This is a genomic window from Nocardia sp. NPDC049526, from assembly GCF_044465765.1.
Taxonomy (GTDB): domain Bacteria; phylum Actinomycetota; class Actinomycetes; order Mycobacteriales; family Mycobacteriaceae; genus Nocardia.
The window spans coordinates 271831-289047 of the sequence record NZ_JBITMA010000003.1; the positions used below are offsets into that span (position 1 = coordinate 271831).

General features: G+C 66.3%; 16 protein-coding genes. 8 read left to right on the plus strand and 8 right to left on the minus strand.

From position 1 onward, the window contains the following. Nucleotides 1-26: 26 nt before the first annotated feature. From ACIBW7_RS10755 to ACIBW7_RS10780, 6 genes are all read left to right on the plus strand, one after another. Entirely contained in the window at nucleotides 27-332 is a 306-nt protein-coding gene (locus ACIBW7_RS10755) for a hypothetical protein (protein WP_397046059.1), read from the plus strand. Then, nucleotides 329-1564, plus strand: coding sequence for a M24 family metallopeptidase (locus ACIBW7_RS10760; RefSeq protein WP_397046060.1), 1236 nt, complete (start codon nucleotides 329-331; stop codon nucleotides 1562-1564). Before ACIBW7_RS10755 ends, ACIBW7_RS10760 begins: the two co-directional genes overlap by 4 nt. A 187-nt stretch (nucleotides 1565-1751) precedes the next feature. Continuing rightward, the gene (locus ACIBW7_RS10765) at nucleotides 1752-3173 is read left to right on the plus strand and encodes an aldehyde dehydrogenase family protein (protein ID WP_397046061.1); all 1422 of its coding nucleotides are present in this window, start codon (nucleotides 1752-1754) and stop codon (nucleotides 3171-3173) included. A 54-nt stretch (nucleotides 3174-3227) separates the two neighbouring features. Beyond that, nucleotides 3228-3722 (plus strand): VOC family protein, encoded by a 495-nt coding sequence (locus tag ACIBW7_RS10770; protein WP_397046062.1) that lies wholly within the window; start codon nucleotides 3228-3230, stop codon nucleotides 3720-3722. A 54-nt stretch (nucleotides 3723-3776) separates the two neighbouring features. Then, a complete protein-coding gene (locus ACIBW7_RS10775) occupies nucleotides 3777-5438 on the plus strand; it encodes a bifunctional 3-(3-hydroxy-phenyl)propionate/3-hydroxycinnamic acid hydroxylase (RefSeq protein WP_397046544.1) in 1662 nt (553 codons plus the stop codon). After that, on the plus strand, nucleotides 5435-6295 hold the full coding sequence (locus tag ACIBW7_RS10780; RefSeq protein WP_357474340.1) for a fumarylacetoacetate hydrolase family protein: 861 nt from the start codon (nucleotides 5435-5437) through the stop codon (nucleotides 6293-6295). Before ACIBW7_RS10775 ends, ACIBW7_RS10780 begins: the two co-directional genes overlap by 4 nt. Nucleotides 6296-6616: 321 nt before the next feature. On the opposite strand, the gene ACIBW7_RS10785 is transcribed toward ACIBW7_RS10780, so the two are convergent. Together ACIBW7_RS10785 and ACIBW7_RS10790 are read right to left on the minus strand one after the other, a co-directional pair. Further along, on the minus strand, nucleotides 6617-8080 hold the full coding sequence (locus ACIBW7_RS10785; RefSeq protein ID WP_397046063.1) for an aldehyde dehydrogenase family protein: 1464 nt from the start codon (nucleotides 8078-8080) through the stop codon (nucleotides 6617-6619). Nucleotides 8081-8431: 351 nt separating this feature from the next. Further along, a complete protein-coding gene (locus ACIBW7_RS10790) occupies nucleotides 8432-9220 on the minus strand; it encodes an IclR family transcriptional regulator (protein WP_397046064.1) in 789 nt (262 codons plus the stop codon). Between the two features lie 679 nt (nucleotides 9221-9899). On the opposite strand from ACIBW7_RS10790, the gene ACIBW7_RS10795 reads away from it, so the two are divergent. Beyond that, entirely contained in the window at nucleotides 9900-10841 is a 942-nt protein-coding gene (locus tag ACIBW7_RS10795) for an alpha/beta hydrolase (RefSeq protein WP_397046065.1), read from the plus strand. 452 nt (nucleotides 10842-11293) lie between these two features. On the opposite strand, the gene ACIBW7_RS10800 is transcribed toward ACIBW7_RS10795, so the two are convergent. From ACIBW7_RS10800 to ACIBW7_RS10810, 3 genes are all read right to left on the minus strand, one after another. Next, nucleotides 11294-11977 (minus strand): hypothetical protein, encoded by a 684-nt coding sequence (locus tag ACIBW7_RS10800; RefSeq protein WP_364477302.1) that lies wholly within the window; start codon nucleotides 11975-11977, stop codon nucleotides 11294-11296. 27 nt (nucleotides 11978-12004) lie between these two features. Next, the gene (locus tag ACIBW7_RS10805) at nucleotides 12005-12541 is read right to left on the minus strand and encodes a hypothetical protein (RefSeq protein WP_397046066.1); all 537 of its coding nucleotides are present in this window, start codon (nucleotides 12539-12541) and stop codon (nucleotides 12005-12007) included. Nucleotides 12542-12656: 115 nt separating this feature from the next. Next, nucleotides 12657-12875: a hypothetical protein gene (locus ACIBW7_RS10810; RefSeq protein WP_397046067.1), complete on the minus strand. Its 219-nt coding sequence runs from the start codon at nucleotides 12873-12875 to the stop codon at nucleotides 12657-12659. A gap of 203 nt (nucleotides 12876-13078) precedes the next feature. On the opposite strand from ACIBW7_RS10810, the gene ACIBW7_RS10815 reads away from it, so the two are divergent. Continuing rightward, nucleotides 13079-13246, plus strand: a complete 168-nt coding sequence (locus ACIBW7_RS10815; protein WP_397046068.1) for a hypothetical protein — start codon at nucleotides 13079-13081, stop codon at nucleotides 13244-13246. 161 nt (nucleotides 13247-13407) lie between these two features. On the opposite strand, the gene ACIBW7_RS10820 is transcribed toward ACIBW7_RS10815, so the two are convergent. The 3 genes from ACIBW7_RS10820 to ACIBW7_RS10830 all read right to left on the minus strand — a co-directional run bounded on the left by ACIBW7_RS10820 (nucleotide 13408) and on the right by ACIBW7_RS10830 (nucleotide 16590). Then, nucleotides 13408-14664, minus strand: coding sequence for a cytochrome P450 (locus tag ACIBW7_RS10820; protein WP_397046069.1), 1257 nt, complete (start codon nucleotides 14662-14664; stop codon nucleotides 13408-13410). Nucleotides 14665-14686: 22 nt separating this feature from the next. After that, nucleotides 14687-15670, minus strand: a complete 984-nt coding sequence (locus ACIBW7_RS10825; protein ID WP_397046070.1) for a PDR/VanB family oxidoreductase — start codon at nucleotides 15668-15670, stop codon at nucleotides 14687-14689. A 152-nt stretch (nucleotides 15671-15822) separates the two neighbouring features. Continuing rightward, nucleotides 15823-16590, minus strand: coding sequence for an IclR family transcriptional regulator (locus ACIBW7_RS10830; protein ID WP_397046071.1), 768 nt, complete (start codon nucleotides 16588-16590; stop codon nucleotides 15823-15825). Nucleotides 16591-17217: the final 627 nt, after the last annotated feature.

The window sequence follows — 17217 nt, forward strand, 5'->3', positions numbered from 1 at the left end:
GATCCCGCACAGAGATGGATGCTTCAATGACTGACACCTTCGCCGAACTGACGCAGGTCGGCGCCGACAGTCCGACCGGAGAGTTCTTTCGCCAGGCCAGGCGGCCGATCGCCAGGTCCGAGGAGTTCTACGCCGCGATCGGGGAGCTTCCGGCTACCGTGGACGACCCCCGGGTCAGCCGCCGCCTCATGGCGAGTGGCGGCTACGTCTCCTCGGGCACCGATCGGGTGCGGTACAACCGGGACGTGGCCGAAGCGGTGGGCGCCGATCGCGGCATCCTGGAGCGCGCCGAGGCCGCCGACAGCGAGTCTGCCGACGGGGTCCTGGCATGACCGCGAAGAGTTACCCGATGCTGTCCTTGGCCGCCCGGGACCTGCGCTGGCAGCGCACTCGTGTCTTCATGCAGGAGAAGGACATCGAATGCCTGCTCGTCTTCGGCCTCAAGGGCCGTGAACGGTACGAGGGTTACCTTGCCAACGAGATCCTCGACGGCGTGGTCGTGTTCTTCGCCGACCGCGACCCCGTCCACCTCACCTGGACCCACCACCGGTACACCCGCCGCCTGGCCGCGAACATGCGGGACGTGCACTTCTGGATCGACGACGTTCGCATCGGCCCGTTCGGCCGCGGGGTCGTCGACGCGATCACCGAATCGGGACTGACGTCGAGCCGTATCGGCGTGGTCAGCCTGACCGGGAGCTCGGCAGGGGAAATGGAGGGGCTGATCACCTACATGATGTGGGACTACGTCCTGAAGAACCTGCCCGCCGCCGAATTCGAGGACGTGTCCATCGCCTTCGCCCAGACGATGCTGCCGAAGACCCCGCAGGAATTGGAACTGGTCCGCTTCTCCGCCCAAGCGGCCGAGGAAGCGTGCCAGACCATGCTGGAGATCACCCGGCCCGGCGTGCGCGAGGCCGAGATCTACGCGGCCATCGTGGAGGTCCTGCACCGCAACTCGTGCGTCACCACCTACCCGCACGTCATCATGAGCGTCGGTGCCGACGACCCGGGCTGGGCGCCACCCCACTGGACCTACGCCGGCGGACCCTCCCGGGTAGTTCAGCCCGGTGACCTGGTCCAAGCCGAGATCATGTCCTGCTACGGCGGATTCGAGACGCAGGTTCAGATGTCGGTCGCCGTCGAGCCGGTGCCGCAAGTGCTGCACATGCTTCACGACGTCGCCCTCGACTGCTACGACGCCGGACTCGCGGCCTTGCGTCCGGGAACCACTTTCCTCGATGCGGCCAGGGCCATGAGTGAACCGCTCCTGAAGGCCGACCTCTACAACATGACGCCCCTCGTGCATAGTCTCGCCCCGGCGGCCTTCGTGGGACATATTGCCCTGAACGCCGTACAGATCCCAGGTCAGGACGCCAACCGGGTGTTCCACACCATCGAGCCGACGCAGGATCTCGAACTCGTCCCCGGTATGACGTTCGCCTTCGAACCCAATGCGTGCACCGGACAACATCGCGTCAACATCGGAGGCACGGTCGTCGTCGGTGAGAGCGAACCGGAGGAGTTCAACACCCTCCCATGTCGCATGAGCATCGTGTCCTGACGGGCGCTCGCCACCCTTCGCCGTGGCCAGATCGCGTTGATCTAGCTCGTTCTGCTGCGGCATTCCGTCGTCGCCTACGCCCGTCGGGGTTCGGGACCGGTCGCCGTGTCTGGTTGTACGCCGGGCCGGAACCACCGTCGGGCCAGCCAGGCCGTAATCGCGGTCATCGCACCAACCAGGAGGCACCGTGACCCAGCACAACTATTCGATGACCGTGAACGGAAAGGATGTCCATACCAGTGACACCTTCGGGGTGGAAAACCCCGCCACCGGCCGAGTCTTCGCCCAGGCGCCCGACTGCTCACCGGCCCAACTGGACGATGCGCTGCAGGCGGCCACCGACGCTTTCCCGCGCTGGCGCGAGGACATCGCCACTCGGCGCACCGCGCTGCTCGCCGCCGCCGCGCGCATAGAAGAGGTCGCCGAGGAAATCGCGTCCCTGCTGACCCTCGAGCAGGGCAAGCCGTTGCCCGATGCCCGGTTCGAGCTCCAAGTGGTCGCGCTGAGCCTGCGCAGCACGGCCGCCCTCGACGTGCCACAGCAGGTGATTTCGGACGACGACGCGCAGCGGATCGAGTTGCTGGCCCAGCCGATGGGGGTGGTGGCGTTGATCACTCCCTGGAACTTCCCGTTGGGCCTCGCCGCGCTCAAACTCGCGCCCGCCCTGCTGGCCGGAAACACGGTGGTACTCAAGCCTTCTCCCTACACACCCTTGTCGTCCCTCGCGCTCGGAGTCGCCCTCCGCGATGTGTTGCCGCCGGGCGTGTTCAATGTCATCACCGGTCGTGACCCGCTGGGCGCACGGCTCGTCGTACACCCCGTTCCCCGCAAGGTGTCGTTCACGGGTTCCATCGCCACCGGTAAGCGTGTCGCGCTGGCGGCTGTGTCCGACCTCAAGCGCCTCACCCTGGAGCTGGGCGGCAACGATGCGGCCATCCTCCTCGACGACATCGACCTCGACCTGTACGCCGATCACATCTTCTGGGCTGCGTTCGCCAACAACGGGCAGCTATGTGTGGCGATAAAGCGGCTCTACGTCCCACGTGCCCGGTACGCCGAGGTCGTCGACGCAATGGCGGACCGGGCGCGGTCGGTCGAAGTCGCCGACGGGATGTCGCCTGGTGCGCAGCTGGGGCCGCTCGCGACCGCGCCGCAGTTCGCCCGTGTTCAAGAGTTGGTGGCAGAGGCGCTGGCCAATGGGGCCACTGCGGCAGCCGGTGGGCGACCTCTGGACGGTGACGGCTACTTCTTCGCGCCGACCATTCTGAGGGACCTCGACGCCGGGGTACGGGTCGTCGACGAGGAGCAGTTCGGGCCCGTCCTGCCGGTGATGCCGTACGACGACGTCGAGGACGCGTTGGCCCGGGCCAACGCAACCTGCTACGGGCTGAACGGCTCGGTGTGGAGCGCGGATCCGGAACGGGCCGCGGCGCTCGCCACACGACTGGAATGCGGTACGTCCTGGGTCAACACGCATGGCGTACTGAGGCCCGACGTGCCCATGGGCGGGCACAAGTTGAGCGGGCTGGGCGTGGAGGGCGGACTGCCCGGCTTGTTGTCGTTCACTCAGGCCAAGGTGCTCCACATCATGCGCCCTTCGATGACCTGAACACGCCCCAAACCGCTTATACCCCCAACCATCGACGCAGCTACGGAGAAAACCATGGCAATCACCGGACTCGGCCACACCGGCTTCTGGGTCGACGACCTCGAGAAGATGCGCGACTTCTACACACGTGTACTCGGTCTCACCGTGACCGACGAGGACGAGGAACTCGGCATCGTCTTCCTCTCCGCGCGACCCGAGGAGGAGCACCACGAATTCGTGCTGCAGCGCGGCCGGACCGCGCCTGCGGGAGCCAAACTCACCCACCAGGTCTCCTGGCGGGTCGACTCGCTCGAGACCGTCATCGAGTTCCACCACCGTTTCCGCGACGAGGGCATTCCTGTCCAGCAGGAAGTGACCCACGGCAACGCCATCGGGATCTACTTCTTCGACCCCGAAGGCAACCGCAACGAGGTCTACCTCCGCGTGGACCGCGACGTGCGCCAGCCCTTCCGTAAGACGCTCAACCTCGATCAGGAGCCCGAGGCTGTCTTCGCCGACGTGGAGCGACTGCTCACCGAGGGGGGTCCTGCATATCAGCCTGTCCAGTAACCCCGTGCCATCGGAGGCCATTTCATGAGCAACGCATCCGGCCCCCCGGCCAGCATGCTCCCCCAGGTGCTGATCGTGGGAGCCGGCCCGACTGGTCTCACCGCGGCCAACCTACTCGGCGCGTACGGAGTGCGCGTCCTGCTCATCGAGCGCAACCCCGGAACCAGCGACGCCGCCAAAGCCATCAGCATCGACGACGAGTCGTTGCGCACGCTGCAGATCGCCGGGCTCGACGGCCCGCTGTCCGAGATCATCGTCCCCGGCACCGGGACCAAGTACTTCGGCGCTGACGGACGCCCGCTCGTCCATGCCCGGGGCCCTGGTGATCTGCGCCACGGCCACCCCTTCAAGAATCCTTTCGCCCAACCCGACCTGGAGCGCCTGCTGCGCACCGCGCTGGACCGCTACCCGCACGTGCAGACCAGGTTCAGTACCTCGCTGACCGGCCTGTCGCAGGACGCCGACGGAGTGCGCGCCATCCTCACGCCCGCAGCGGGCAGTGACGAACAGGTCAGCGTCGCGTACTTGTTCGGCTGCGACGGCGGGCGCAGTACGGTGCGCGAACTGCTCGGTGTCCCGATGGACGGACGCAGCTTCCCGGAGGACGTCTGGCTGGTCGTCGACACCCTCGGCGACCCGCACGATGAACGCTATGGCATGCACCTGGGCGACCCGGCCCGGCCCACCGTGATCGTCCCCGGCCGCGATGGCAGATGCCGTTACGAATTCCGGCTGAGACCGGGGGAGTGCGCGGCAGGCGCGCCGCCGGGCTTCGACCTCGTCCAGCGGCTGCTGTCGCCGCACCGGGAGGTCGACTCCGACCAGGTGGAGCGTGCGGTGGTGTACACCTTTCACGCGTTACTCGCCGAGCGGCTGCGTGCGGGGCGGTGCTTCTTGCTCGGCGACGCCGCGCACATGATGCCTCCGTTCGCTGGGCAGGGCCTCAACTCCGGCCTGCGCGACGCCGTCAACCTCTGCTGGAAGATCGCTCACGCACTGGACGGGCGAGCGGGCGAGGCACTGCTCGACACCTACGAGTGTGAGCGCCGCCCACACGCCCGAGCCTCGATCGAGCTCTCGGTGCGGCTCGGCAGGATCGTCATGACCACCGACGTTCGCCGTGCCCGGCTGCGCGACCTGCTCGTCCGGGCGGCTATGCGCACCAAGTCGGGTCGCCGCTACCTCACCGAGATGCGCTACCGCCCGTCTACTCGGGTGAGCTCGGGCGCCGTCATCCGTTTCGACGGCCGCGCCCATCCGCTGGTTGGTACTCCACTGCCGCAGCCGCGGGTCCTGCACGGGCCGCACACCAAGATGACCCGGCTGGATGATGTCCTCGGCCCGGGCTGGAGCCTGCTCGGGGTCGGGGTGACCGACGCCGACTGGCACCGCGCCGGCCGCGCCGCGCTGCCCGAAGGCATCCGGGTCGAAGTGGTGCTCGGCGACCGCGTTCCGCGTCCCGGCTCTGGCCGTACCGCTGTCGCCGACTACGACGGCCGCCTCGATGCCCTCTTCGGCGAGCTGGCCGGGAGCTTCGTGCTGGTCCGTCCCGATCGCCTGGTGGCGGCCGTCTTCGCCCCTGCCGAGGCCGAACGCGTCGGTGACCGGCTCGGGCGCTTCGTGGTCCCCGTACCCGCCCCAGCGTCCGGCGGGGCGGCTGACACGCCGTTCACCGCCTATCTTCCTGCCCTCGACAGCAAAGGAATCCGCCCATGAGGCTCAGTACTATTCGCACCGCAAACAACGGCACCGCAGCTGCCCGCCAGCAGGGTAGCGAATTCGTTGTGCTGCCCTATGCCGACGTTCGCGCCTTGCTAGCCTCCGGCGAGGACTGGGCGGAACGGGCCACGGCGGTTGACGGGACACGGATTCCGCTGGCGGCCGCGTCCCTCGCCCCCTTGGTCCCGCATCCCAACAAGATTATTTGCCTTGGTCTCAACTATGCGAGCCACATCAAGGAGATGGGCCGCCCTACGCCGCAATACCCGACGCTGTTCGCGAAGTACGACGGGTCGCTCATCGGCGCCCACGACGACATCCACATGCCGACGGTCAGTGACGATGTCGACTGGGAGGCCGAACTAGGCGTTGTGATCGGCCGCCCAGCCCGCAACGTACCCGAATCCGATGCGCTGGCTCACGTCGCCGGTTACACGGTCATCAACGACGTCACCGTCCGCGACTGGCAGCACCGCACCCGGGAGTTCCTCTCCGGCAAGACCTTCGAGGCCACCACCCCCGTTGGTCCCGTCCTGGTCACCCCGGACGAACTCCCGCGCGGTGCCGCGGGGCTGAACATCGAATGCAGTGTCGACGGGTCCACCATGCAGAAGTCCAACACGACCGACCTGCTCTTCGGCGTGGCACGCATCATCGCCTACATCAGCACCATCATCACGCTGCTGCCGGGCGACCTGATCGCCACCGGAACCCCCGGCGGTGTCGGAGCGGGCCGCGACCCCAAGGTCTTCCTGCGGCCGGGTCAGCAACTCGTCACCGTCGTCGAGGGTATCGGCGAGCTACGCAATGGCGTGGTCAAGGATCCCGCCGTGACGACGCAGACCATCGGTTAGTTGCCGGTGTAAGTGCGGCGCGGATCGGGGGCGTCGTGGCTGATAAGCTCGGTTGGTCCTTGTGAGGCGCCACCACGGGCTCGGCGGATAGTCCTCAGAGGTGGCGCTCTCTCGCGGGCCGCGAAGACGTGTTCGCCGAGGCCGGTGCGAGCCCGGGACGCTCGACCACGACGTAGCGTCGTGCAGGTGCGTGCTCGGCGAAGTCGTGCATCCGCACGGGCACCAAGACGTGAAGGCCGGGCTGTCGTCGACAGCCCGGCCTTCACGTCTTGTAGTGGGCGGTGCACAGCCCGCCCGTGCCGCCCCGAAGGGCGGCTACGTTCAGAACGGATAGCCGGGGATCTCGCTCCGGACAGTGACCCACTGCTGCTCGGTGAACGCCTCGAGGTTGGCGGAGGTACCTCCGTGGCGGGAGCCGTTGCCCGAGTCGCCGACTCCGCCGAACGGGACGGTCGCTTCGTCGTTCACGGTCTGGTCGTTGATGTGCACCAGCCCGCTCGGGATACGGTCGGCCAGCGCCAACCCCTTGGCCACGTCGCGGGTCAGGATGCCGAGGGAGAGTCCGTACTCGGTGTCCGAGGCCAGCCGGGCGGCCTCGTCGAGATCGTGGAACGCGACTACAGGCGCGACCGGGCCGAAGATTTCTTCCGCGTAGGCGCGGGCGGTGAGCGGCACGTCAGCTAGGACTGTGGGCCGGTAGAACAGTCCCTCGTAGGTACCACCCGCAGCGAGTCGTGCCCCGGCGGCCAGGCTGTCGGAGACGACGGCATGGGTGGCCTGCAGCTGACGCTGGTCGATCATGGGGCCCATGGCGACCTCGCCTGTCATCGGATCGCCCACGGCCACCGCGTCGGCACGCTCGGCGAGGCGGGCGGTGTACTCCTCGGCGATCGAGGCGTGCACGAGATGGCGGCTGGCGGCCATGCAGATCTGCCCGGAGTGGTGGAAGGAGCCGAAGGCGCCGGCGGACACGGCCTTGTCCAGATCGGAGTCGTCCAGGACGATCAATGCCGAGTTGCCGCCCAGCTCCAGGTGTACTCGCTTCAGCCGTTGCGCGGCTGCCGTTGCGATCGCCTTTCCCGCCCGGGTCGACCCGGTGAAGGCGATGACGGGGACACGCGGGTCGTCCACCAGCGTCGCACCTACGTCGGCGCCCCCGGACAGGACGTGCAGGAGGTTATCGGGAAGCCCTGCCTCCTCGAAGACACGTGCGATGGTGACTCCGCCGCAGATCGAGGTGCGCGGATCGGGCTTGAGGACCACGGCGTTACCGAGGGCCAGTGCCGGGGCGACCGCCCGCATGGCCAGCATCATCGGCGCATTGAAGGGGGAGATGACCCCCACCACACCCACCGGGCGCCGGCGCGAGAACGAGAGGCGGTCCTCGATCGACCGGAGTACTTCACCGTAGGGAGCCGCGGCGAGCGCTGCGGCCTCGTAGCATTCTTCCGCCGCACCGATCGAGGTCTGGACGTCCGCGAATGGCCGCAGGGCGCCCGACTCGCGCACGATCCATTCCGCTATTTCCGCGTGATGCTTCTCGAACAAGGCGGCGGCGCGCCGCAGGATCTGGGCCCGCTCGACGTAGCGGAGCGACGCCCATCCACGCTGGGCCTGTGCTGCTTGCGCGACGGCCCGGTCCACATCGGCAGGCGTGGCTGCGCCGACGCGGCCCAGCGTCTTACCGGTCGCCGGCTCGGTGGAGTCGTGCGGCTCACCTGCGCCCTTGACCCACCCGCCCGAGAAGATCCGCCCTTGCCAGTCGGCTCCGTCCAGAAGAGTCATGAGGTTCCGTTCTATATGGTTCGAATGGGAGGAGTCAGCGGTGGCTCGGCGCTTACGAGTTGACTGGTGTGTTTGTGCGCAGCGTATTTCCGAGCGGCCCGGCGCCGACACCGCCCCAAGTCGCTCGAGACGGCGGCCACGACGATGCTCGGCGCAGCTGTCCTGGCATATGGGACTTGAGACTTATATTACAGGACTTCGTCAGGGGCGATGCGGCAGTGTCGACACCGATGTGATCGCAGTAGGAAAGAATCGCGAGCCGATCCACGACACGGTCGGAGCTGACCGTGAAGGAGGGGGACCGGCGGTCGGGCCGCCCGTGCTATGGCAGCCGGTGTCTCCGGTCGCCGATCAGTCCGTGACGGAGCTCAACCTGTCGCCTATTTCCTGTGCCGTCTTCAGGAGCTTTTGGGCGATCTCCGTCTCGGCTTCGGAGAACACCCGCGACGATAGGGAGGTGAAGCTCACTGCGGCGACCACCTGTTGTCGGTCGTTGCGGATGGGTGCGGCGATGCCGATGACGTCGGGATCGAGTTCGCCACGGGTGACCGAGTAGCCGGAGCGCCGGATGTGGGCGAGCCGCCTTATGAGGGTGTCGACATCGGTGAGAGTGGCGGGAGTGAAGCGTTGGAGGTCTGCGGTTTCCAGGAGCCGTCGAGCCTCTTCTTCGGGGATCCAGGCGAGCAGGACGAGCGCGGACGCGCCCGCATTGAGAGGGAGTGTGCTGCCTCGCTCATAGGTGATGCGCACGGCGCCCGACGCGGATTCCGCCCGGTCGACGCATACGACGAGCCCTTCGGTGCGCCGGGTCAGCAGAATGGTCCCGCCGATGTCGTCGGCGAGCGCGGTCATCGCCGGCAGCGCCACTTCCGACAGGCCGTAGCTGCGCCGTGCCAGCCTGGCGATCTCCAGGACGCGCAGCCCGAGACGGAAGCCGCCGCCTGGCGCCTCTTCCAGGAACCGGCTGTTCACCAGACTTTGCAGGTAGCGGTACGCGGTGGAGCGGGCCACGCCGAGCCGCTCGGCCACGGCGTTGCCGGAGACGACGAGCTGGGCATCGGTGAACATGAGAAGGATGTCCAACGCCCGGTCGGCCGTGGAGTTGCGCTCACGGTAATTGGGGGACACTGATCCTGACATGCGCACACTCTAATCGGTCGGAGAGCCGCCACGCGTCCACGGGCGCGGACTCATGACGGCCAGAATGGTGCGGCCCTCTGGCGAAGACCAGGCTGAATCGTTGAAGGCAAGGGCATGGGAGTCGGACTCCGTTACGTGTGTCGTGGAGCCGGGTGAGGCGTTCAAGGGGGAATGTCAGCCCGGATCTCCTGCCGCGTCTCGTGCCGCCTGCGCTTACGCAGACCCAAAAGCGCGACGCTGATCGCCACGCTCACCTTGCGGGGGTCACGGGCATCGGTGCTTGACACGGTCGAACCCCTGCGCTTCAATCTGTCCTATATTACAGCATATTGATCCGGAATATCAGGACTTGATGGAGAGCTGATGGCGAGGTCGTTCCCAGATGACGCGAGCAATCCGTCGGATCGAGAAGGGGGCCTGAACCCGACCTCCAGCGCCTCGCGGCGGACATTCAGCCGCGCCGCGCCGTCGCCGAATTGCTGGACTGAATTATGACTTTCCTGGAAGGAATCGAAATGCACGTGGGAATGGCCACCGGAGCTCAGCATTATGGCCCGGATGGCGAGTACGTCGAGCGGACGAGCCGGCCCGCGGCCAGCAGTGTCGACGGGGATGTGATGGGTGGCTCGGCGGCCGCCATCGGTGCGAGGCCGCGATGACAACTTTCGGATCGAATAGTGTGAGCGGCCTTGATGGGACATGGTTCCGGCCGGAAGCGATCGCGCCCGAAACAGTCGAGTTCAACCAGCAGTTTCGCGAGCTGGTGAAGGGCCGGGCTGGTCTCGGCGCGGGCGGCGGCCTTCCGGTGCCTCCCACGCTGCCTTCGGAGCGCGCGTACACGATCCGGATAACGGGACAGGGCGGCCACGAACTGGCTTTGCGGGTCATCGCTCCGGACCACCCCACGGGCGTCTACCTGCACTTCCACGGCGGTGGGTTCGTTCATGGCAGAGAGGGGCAGTCGGATCCGGTGCTGGAGCGGATCGCGCGGAATGCAAATCTCGCCTGCATTGGCGTGGACTACAGGCTCGCGCCGATGCACCCGCACCCGGCGGCATGGGACGATGCCGAATCCGCAGCGATGTGGCTGATCGAGAATGCCGAGTCACTGTTCGGAACCGATGCGCTCGCGATCGGCGGCGAGTCGGCGGGTGCGAACCTCGCGGCCGCCGTTCTGGTCCGGCTGCGCGAGCGGTGTGGATCCACCGGGTTCCAGGCGGCGAACCTCGTCTTCGGAACTTTCGACCTCTCGATGACCCCGAGTCAGACGCTGATCGGCGCCGACGCGATACCGGTTCCGACGGAGGTCATCCGAACCTGTACCGATGCGGTTGCGCCCCGAATCGAACAACGACAGGACCCGGATCTGTCGCCCCTATACGCGAATCTGCGGGATCTCCCGTCCGCGTTGTTCACGGTGGGCACCCTGGATCCGTTCCTGGACGACTCGTTGTTCATGCACATCCGCTGGGTCGCGGCCGGCAGCCCGGCTGCGTTGGCTGTCTATCCCGGCGGCGTGCATGGATTCACCTCATACCCCTTCCCCCTCGCGGATCAGGCAAACGATCGCATCGATGCCTTTCTCCAACGGGTTGGGCGGGGTCGGCCGAGCCCCCGATGACGATTGTGAACTCCCACTAATCACAGCTCTTCGAACGATCCCGCTCTCGCCGGATTCGAAATAGGTTGCGCTGCAGCCAAACTCGAAGTCGAAACAGCGCGACGCGCACGCAGAGCGCTGTCGGCATCGCCTGCCGTAGCCGGTAGAGCGTGCTGGTAGGCCGGTGCTCGGTTGTCTTGCCGTGTTGTGACGCGGTGCTATGCGTCTGTTTTCGGCGTCTTCGGGGCGCCCTGGTCCGGGTTTTCTCCAAGGGTGACCAGATCGGCGGTCAGTCCGTGGGCCAAGCGCAGGCAGCCCGTGCCGTCGCTGGTTCACCCCTGCCGACAGACTCGGTTGCGGTTCCAGCCCTATACCCGACGGCCTGTACTCGGCCGGCGCGGTCGAGGCCGCCGATCTCGGTTGGAAGCGGAAACCTCTCCTCGTGTCGCGAGGAGAGGTTTCCGCCAGTATCGTCAGGGCCGCGGTGCCGCCGGAGCGTGGCCGCTTTGGATCTCGTTGAACTTCTGCGCGGTCACGGCCAAGCCGACCGGCAGGCCGACGGCGACGGTGCCGATCATGCTGCCGAATGCGGCGGTGGTCGCCGCACCCGCGAGGCAGCCTCCGACCATCCCCGGCACCGTCAGCACTGCCGCGGACATCACGGTTGCCAGGCTGCCGAGAGTGACCGCGCCGAGCGGGCAGCCGACCGCCGCACCGATCAATGCGCCCGCCGTGGCGCCGACGCTCGTGGCCAGCCCGGTGTATGGGCCCGCCGCGCGCCATGCCAGATTCAGATCGCCGACAACGTCCCCGGAGCCGCCGACCGGCACGGGCGCCGCTGCCGTTTCCGCCACCTGGACATTGCCTGCGACCGACTCGATCGGGGTACCGAGCACGTGGCGCTGGTCGGCGTCGCGCACATCGACCTGCCCGGCACGGGTGGTGACAGACCCGGCCGAGGTGACCAGGACCGAAGAACCGTCCACCGTCGACCCGGTGAATGTCACGCCGGGCGCGACCGGAACGGACACCTCGTCGGTGCTGGAAGGCGGCGCCGCGTCTTGGACATTCGAATCGGCGTGCGCTGCGCCGCCGGCGATCGCAAGGGCGACGGCGGTCAGCGCCGTGACCGCAAGGGCCTGAGTGGTGTGCTTCATTGCAGAACTCTTTTCGCGGTGGATCGGTTAGCGGTTGTCGGTGTTCAGCGGCGCGGCGATCAGGCCCTGTGCGTGCAGCCGGTTGTATTGCCGGCCTGCGGCGTCGGCGAGAGCCGGGAAGCCGGTGAGCGCCCCAGCGAAGATGCCGCCCAGGCCGCCGAGGGTCGTCCCGCCGAGGATGCAGCCGCCGACGACGCCCACCGGAGTCAACATGCCGGCGGAAACCAAGGCCGTCAGAGTGCCGCCGGTGAGCGCGCCCAGTGGGCAGCCGATGACGACGCCGATGGCGGTACCGACCAAGCTGCCGTCGTGGTTGGCGTTGGAGAACGCGCCTGCCATCGCGCCTATCGCCTGGTCGTACTCGGCTTGCGGATCGACCTGCGCCGGAACCGGATTCGGGTCCGCGGCACTGATGTCGGGAACGGCGCGGCCGGGATCGCCGATGGCCGACTGCGTCACCGACGCCGGAGCCTCGACGGGCGCGGCCGAGGCGATACTTACCGCACTTGCAGTGGTGAGCACGGCCAAGGTGGCGATCGCCGTGATTCGGGAGATGCTGTGCATAACTCCTCATCTCTTTCTTTCTGATCCCGGTCCGATACGACCGGGAAGATTCTCGAGTCCCCCCGAATGAGCTGCTGCCGACGGGTTTTCGCCGAAGCGCCGCAGCCTCAGCGGATCAAGCGCCTATGAGGAGCGGGACGTCCAGCCGCTCGCGAAGGTCCTCGACCGAACTCCCGAAGGTCTGGAGAACGCGGAGCCCATGGGGCGTGATGTCGAACAGCGCATGCTTGCGGCGTAGTTGACCACCGAGGCCCGCGACGATCAGCAGTGCGCCTACTTGCGGCGGACGCGTGCGGCCGACCGACCATGCCGGTGGCCGCTCGAGGACGACCATGGGGATCGCGAAGTCGGCCGTGATCCAGGCCAGTTGGACGCTGGTGGATCGGAACTCCTGCTGGAGGGTGCCGTTCAGCGCGACGAGCAGCTAGTACTCCGGCTCGCGAGAGGAGAACGGCGCAGCAGTTGGCGACCATCGTGGCGAGGTAGCCGTGCTTGTGTTCAGCAGTCTGCGTCATTGCGGACTTTCCTACTTTGTCGATGGGCCGGGCGATTCGGTTCGACCGCTTCGACGCCGTTCTGGACCTGTTTGTGTCGATGGGCTACGCGACAACGACGGTCGACGCCATAGCGCCGGCAGCGGCGGCGACCCGCCAGTTCCGGGGTTTCGTCGCGATGGCCGAGCTGGGTCACGTGTCACGGAACTGACAACCCGGGCTTGGGTGTCGAACGACGAGATGCTGGAAGTCCTCGCCGAGAGTTGGTTCGCACGATCGGGCACCACTGAACGCGCCTACATCGACCCGCTCCCTCGGACTCCCCGGGTGACGCGCGGTCAAAGCCTCGCTGCGCCGAGGTCGGTGCCCTTGTCATCGGAGTGCCCGCGCCGGCGGGTCTGTGGTCGTGGGAGCCCCGCTCCTTCGGACCGTTCGTACCCGCACCGGGATGCTCTCCCACGCACGGAGGGTGTTGTTATGGTGCCGTTTCGTCGGACCGGCGAGTTCGATGGTCTGCGCTCGCTCGGCCAAGGCGGTGAGTAGAGCTTCGGCTTCGAGCCGCGCCACATGCTGGCCGACGCACTGATGGAGACCCATCCCGAAGCCGACATGGCCCGAAGGGTCGCGGGTCAGGTCGAAGGAGTCGGGATTGGTCCAGCGCCGGGGGGCGCGGTTGGCGGCGCCGAGGAACATCAGTATCTTGTGCCCGTCCGGAACGATGTGGTCGCCGACCCGGATATCGGTTGTTGCGGTGCGGAAAAAGGTTTGAACAGGCGATTCCCATCGAACCGCCTCGTCGAAGGCGGCGCGGATCGAAGCTGGTTCGTGCCGCAACCGCAGCCACTGGTCGGGGTGGGTGGCGAGGGCGTACAGGACGGCGGAGAGGCCGTGCACTGTGGTGTCGACACCCGCCGACAACAGTGAGCGTACGACGAGGGGCGCTTGCTCGTGGGTGATGTCTCCGCGGTCGGCGGCGGCCCAGATATGTGCACCGAATCCGTTGTCGGTGAGGGCATCACGGGCGCACTGGCCGCTGACCCAGGCAGAGAGTTCACCTACATGTGGGCTCCCTTCCGCGACCAGATCATTCTGGGGGCCGAATGCGTTGAACAGATGGTCGCCATATGGGAGCAGGTTTTCGCGACCCGTCTTGGGGATACCGACCGCATCGGGGAAGACGCGGAGTGGAAAGGCGGCGGCCAGGGATGGGACAGCGTCGAATTCGTCTCCGTCCATGAGTAGGTGATCGACGAGCTCCTCGGCGTCGGTCAGCCACTGTCTCCGCAGCTTGTGCAGGGATCTCGGGCCGAGCACCTTGCTCAGCACCCGCCGGGGCGCGTCATGCCTGGGTGGGTCGGCTTCCAGGAGCAGACTTGGTGGCCGCCAAGGCTTTTCGAAGCGGAAGTTGGACAGGCCGACACCGGCAGCGGACTGGAATCCTTGCCAATCGACGAGCGCGGCATGTACCTGCTCGTACCTGGCAAAGGCGTAGATGTCGTACTTCGGGAGATATACAACCGGACCGGCGTCCCGGAGTGCGGTGTGCAGTGGCTGGGGGTTTTCCAATACGTCGTGGCTGAAAGGGTCGGTGTCGTTGGTGGGTGTTGTGGACCCGAGAGTCGTTGACATGTTCGGAGCCTTCGTGGGGGTATCAGAGATCGAGGACGAGATAGTCACTGCGCGAACGTGATACGCAGATGAACATGCAGTCGCCTGCTGCACGCTCGTAGTCCTCCAGTACCGCGTCCCGATGGTCCGGGTGTCCGGACAGGACTGTCGTTTCGCAGGTCCCGCAGGTGCCTTGTCGGCAGGAGGACAGTACGTCGACACCGACGGTGCGGACGGCGTCCAGAATCGTTTGGTCGGGCGTGACGCGGACGGTGCGGCCGGTGCGGGCGAGTTCGACCCGAAACGCGGTCTTCGGCGCGGGTTCGCTGGTCTGTCCGGTGAAGCGTTCGACTCGTAACGTGAATGGCGGCCACGCGGTGCAGGTTTCCGCTATGGCGGCCAGCAGCGGTGCAGGACCGCAGGAGTAGATCCGGACGCCGGGACGTGGTGCTCCGAGGAATCCGGTCAGGTTGAGCAATCCGCATTCGTCTTGTGGAACCACCTGTATGCGATCGTCGAAGCGAGCCAACACGTCTAGGAATGCCATGGAGGCGCGGCTGCGGCCGCCGTAGAGCAGTCGCCAGTCGGCGCCCAGCATTTCGGCCTGTTCGATCATCGGGAGGATGGGGGTGATTCCGATTCCGCCTGCGACGAACAGATATTGGTCCGACGGCACCATGGCGAAGTTGTTGCGCGGACCGCCCACGCCGACGACATCCCCGACTTCGAGTTCGTCATGAATGAACGCAGATCCGCCGCGACCGTCCTGTTCGCGCAGTACGCCGATGCGATAGGTGTAGGGATCCCACCGGTCCCCGCATAGCGAGTATTGACGGGTCATGCCGTTCGGAAGAGCAAGATCGATGTGCGAGCCAGGTGTCCAGTCCGGCAATCTTTTTCGATGCGCCGCTGCCAGCTCCAGTGCGATGACGTTGGTCGCCACAAGACGTTTATCGGTGACACAGACCTCAGCGACCTCGCTCGGCGCCGAAATGTGCTGAATATCGGCTGGTGTCGGCGTGTTCATCGGATGGACCTCCTCGTCAAAGGAAGCGTGACGTGATGACACCCCGGCGGTGAAGTGTTCTCTCAATGGATGAGAGCCCGGCCTATCTCCGTACGGTCATATTGTTTTTTCGGTGTAGCAGCTGGTGGATTGCGAAAGCCGGGGACGCAGGCTCACCGGCTGAAGTCCATATCGGACGTGCTGAGCATCCGGGAGATCCCGCGTGCCGCCGCCTGCATCGCCGGAATGACTGTTCGGGCTTCGTCGTCATTGGGCACTACTACCGACAAAGCCGCCACGACCTGCCCGCCGCCGGTGCACAGCGGCACCGCCAAACCGGTTGCGCGCTCGTCTAAGAACCCGGGGCAACACGCGACCCGGGTGCGTCGGATCTCGCTCAGCAGCACCCGCAATGCTCGGGGGTCGGTGATCGTTTTCGTGGTGCATCGACGCAGCGGTCCGGTGAGCACTGCCTCCTGTACCTGTGCTGGTGCGTGCGCCAGCAATACCAGTCCGCTCGACGAAACATGAAGCGGTAATCGACCGGCGATGCGACTGATGTTGTACACCGCGCCCGGCGTGGACAACCGCTCGAGTACCAGGACTTCGCGATCGTGCAGCACTGACAGCTGGACGTGTTGACCTGTGGTTGCGTGGAGATCCTCCATGAAGGGCATCGCCGCCTGCCTCAGGCCGACTGCCGGCGCGGCGCGAGACGCCAATTCCCACAACCGCATTCCGATGTGGAGCCGTCGCTGTTCATCGCGGTGCAGTAGTCCCTGGGCGATCATTTCGTTGGCCAGCCGCGACACCGTCGGCAACGGCAGGCCGCTGGCCCGGGCCAGGTCCGACACAGTTATCGCCGGTGTGTCGGGATCGAACTGCTCCAGAATCCGCAGCACGCGCGACAGCACAGACTCGCCGTTGGAAACACGTGCCATCTACGGCTCCTTCCTCATCGGAGGAGCATCAACGTACACCCATGTGACCAGGCAGTCATGGAGTCTGCATTCTCGGACAGCCTGGATGGCGACAACGTCTCGAACCGGCAGTGTTCATCGGTTTCGACAAGTTTCTTGGTCGGTCCCAAACCCGGTGCGGTGCAATCAGGCCGCGAAGAACGATTCCCATGCGTGGTGCGATCCGAGGCTTTGCCAAAGTGGTCCGACGAGGTGTTTTACAGTGGCTCGGGGGTCGTTGATCAAGTCGACTGGTCGACGCTTCAGTGGCTCGTTCATAGGCAGGTTCGGAGTACGGCGCGGTGTTGCTGGCGAAGATGTCGTTACTGAGCTCGAACGATTTAGCGTCGCGCAGTCCTATGAGCAGCAGGCCGAACCGCCATGAACCGGTAAAGCCGAACGACTGGGAGACGGCGGCGGTCAGGCGCACCAGAAGTTTCGTGTGCCCGAGGATCAACGTCTCGAACACGACCTCGGCCGGCGGAGGTGTTGGGACGACGAGGCGGGTCCATGAACAGACGCCACGTTCCGAGGCAAGGAACAGCCTGCCGTTCTCCTTGAACTCGATCTGGGCTGTCCGGTCCTCGCCGTCCCCACCTCGGCCGTCGT

What these genes read in the sequence shown, in the direction of transcription:
- ACIBW7_RS10785 (WP_397046063.1), bottom strand. Translation starts at nt 8,080, where the DNA reads ATGACTCTTCTGGACGGAGCCGACTGGCAAGGGCGGATCTTCTCGGGC.
- ACIBW7_RS10825 (WP_397046070.1), bottom strand. Translation starts at nt 15,670, where the DNA reads ATGAACACGCCGACACCAGCCGATATTCAGCACATTTCGGCGCCGAGC.
- ACIBW7_RS10780 (WP_357474340.1), top strand. Translation starts at nt 5,435, where the DNA reads ATGAGGCTCAGTACTATTCGCACCGCAAACAACGGCACCGCAGCTGCC.
- ACIBW7_RS10755 (WP_397046059.1), top strand. Translation starts at nt 27, where the DNA reads ATGACTGACACCTTCGCCGAACTGACGCAGGTCGGCGCCGACAGTCCG.
- ACIBW7_RS10830 (WP_397046071.1), bottom strand. Translation starts at nt 16,590, where the DNA reads ATGGCACGTGTTTCCAACGGCGAGTCTGTGCTGTCGCGCGTGCTGCGG.
- ACIBW7_RS10760 (WP_397046060.1), top strand. Translation starts at nt 329, where the DNA reads ATGACCGCGAAGAGTTACCCGATGCTGTCCTTGGCCGCCCGGGACCTG.
- ACIBW7_RS10770 (WP_397046062.1), top strand. Translation starts at nt 3,228, where the DNA reads ATGGCAATCACCGGACTCGGCCACACCGGCTTCTGGGTCGACGACCTC.
- ACIBW7_RS10800 (WP_364477302.1), bottom strand. Translation starts at nt 11,977, where the DNA reads ATGAAGCACACCACTCAGGCCCTTGCGGTCACGGCGCTGACCGCCGTC.
- ACIBW7_RS10775 (WP_397046544.1), top strand. Translation starts at nt 3,777, where the DNA reads ATGCTCCCCCAGGTGCTGATCGTGGGAGCCGGCCCGACTGGTCTCACC.
- ACIBW7_RS10805 (WP_397046066.1), bottom strand. Translation starts at nt 12,541, where the DNA reads ATGCACAGCATCTCCCGAATCACGGCGATCGCCACCTTGGCCGTGCTC.
- ACIBW7_RS10820 (WP_397046069.1), bottom strand. Translation starts at nt 14,664, where the DNA reads ATGTCAACGACTCTCGGGTCCACAACACCCACCAACGACACCGACCCT.
- ACIBW7_RS10815 (WP_397046068.1), top strand. Translation starts at nt 13,079, where the DNA reads ATGGGCCGGGCGATTCGGTTCGACCGCTTCGACGCCGTTCTGGACCTG.
- ACIBW7_RS10790 (WP_397046064.1), bottom strand. Translation starts at nt 9,220, where the DNA reads ATGTCAGGATCAGTGTCCCCCAATTACCGTGAGCGCAACTCCACGGCC.
- ACIBW7_RS10810 (WP_397046067.1), bottom strand. Translation starts at nt 12,875, where the DNA reads ATGGTCGTCCTCGAGCGGCCACCGGCATGGTCGGTCGGCCGCACGCGT.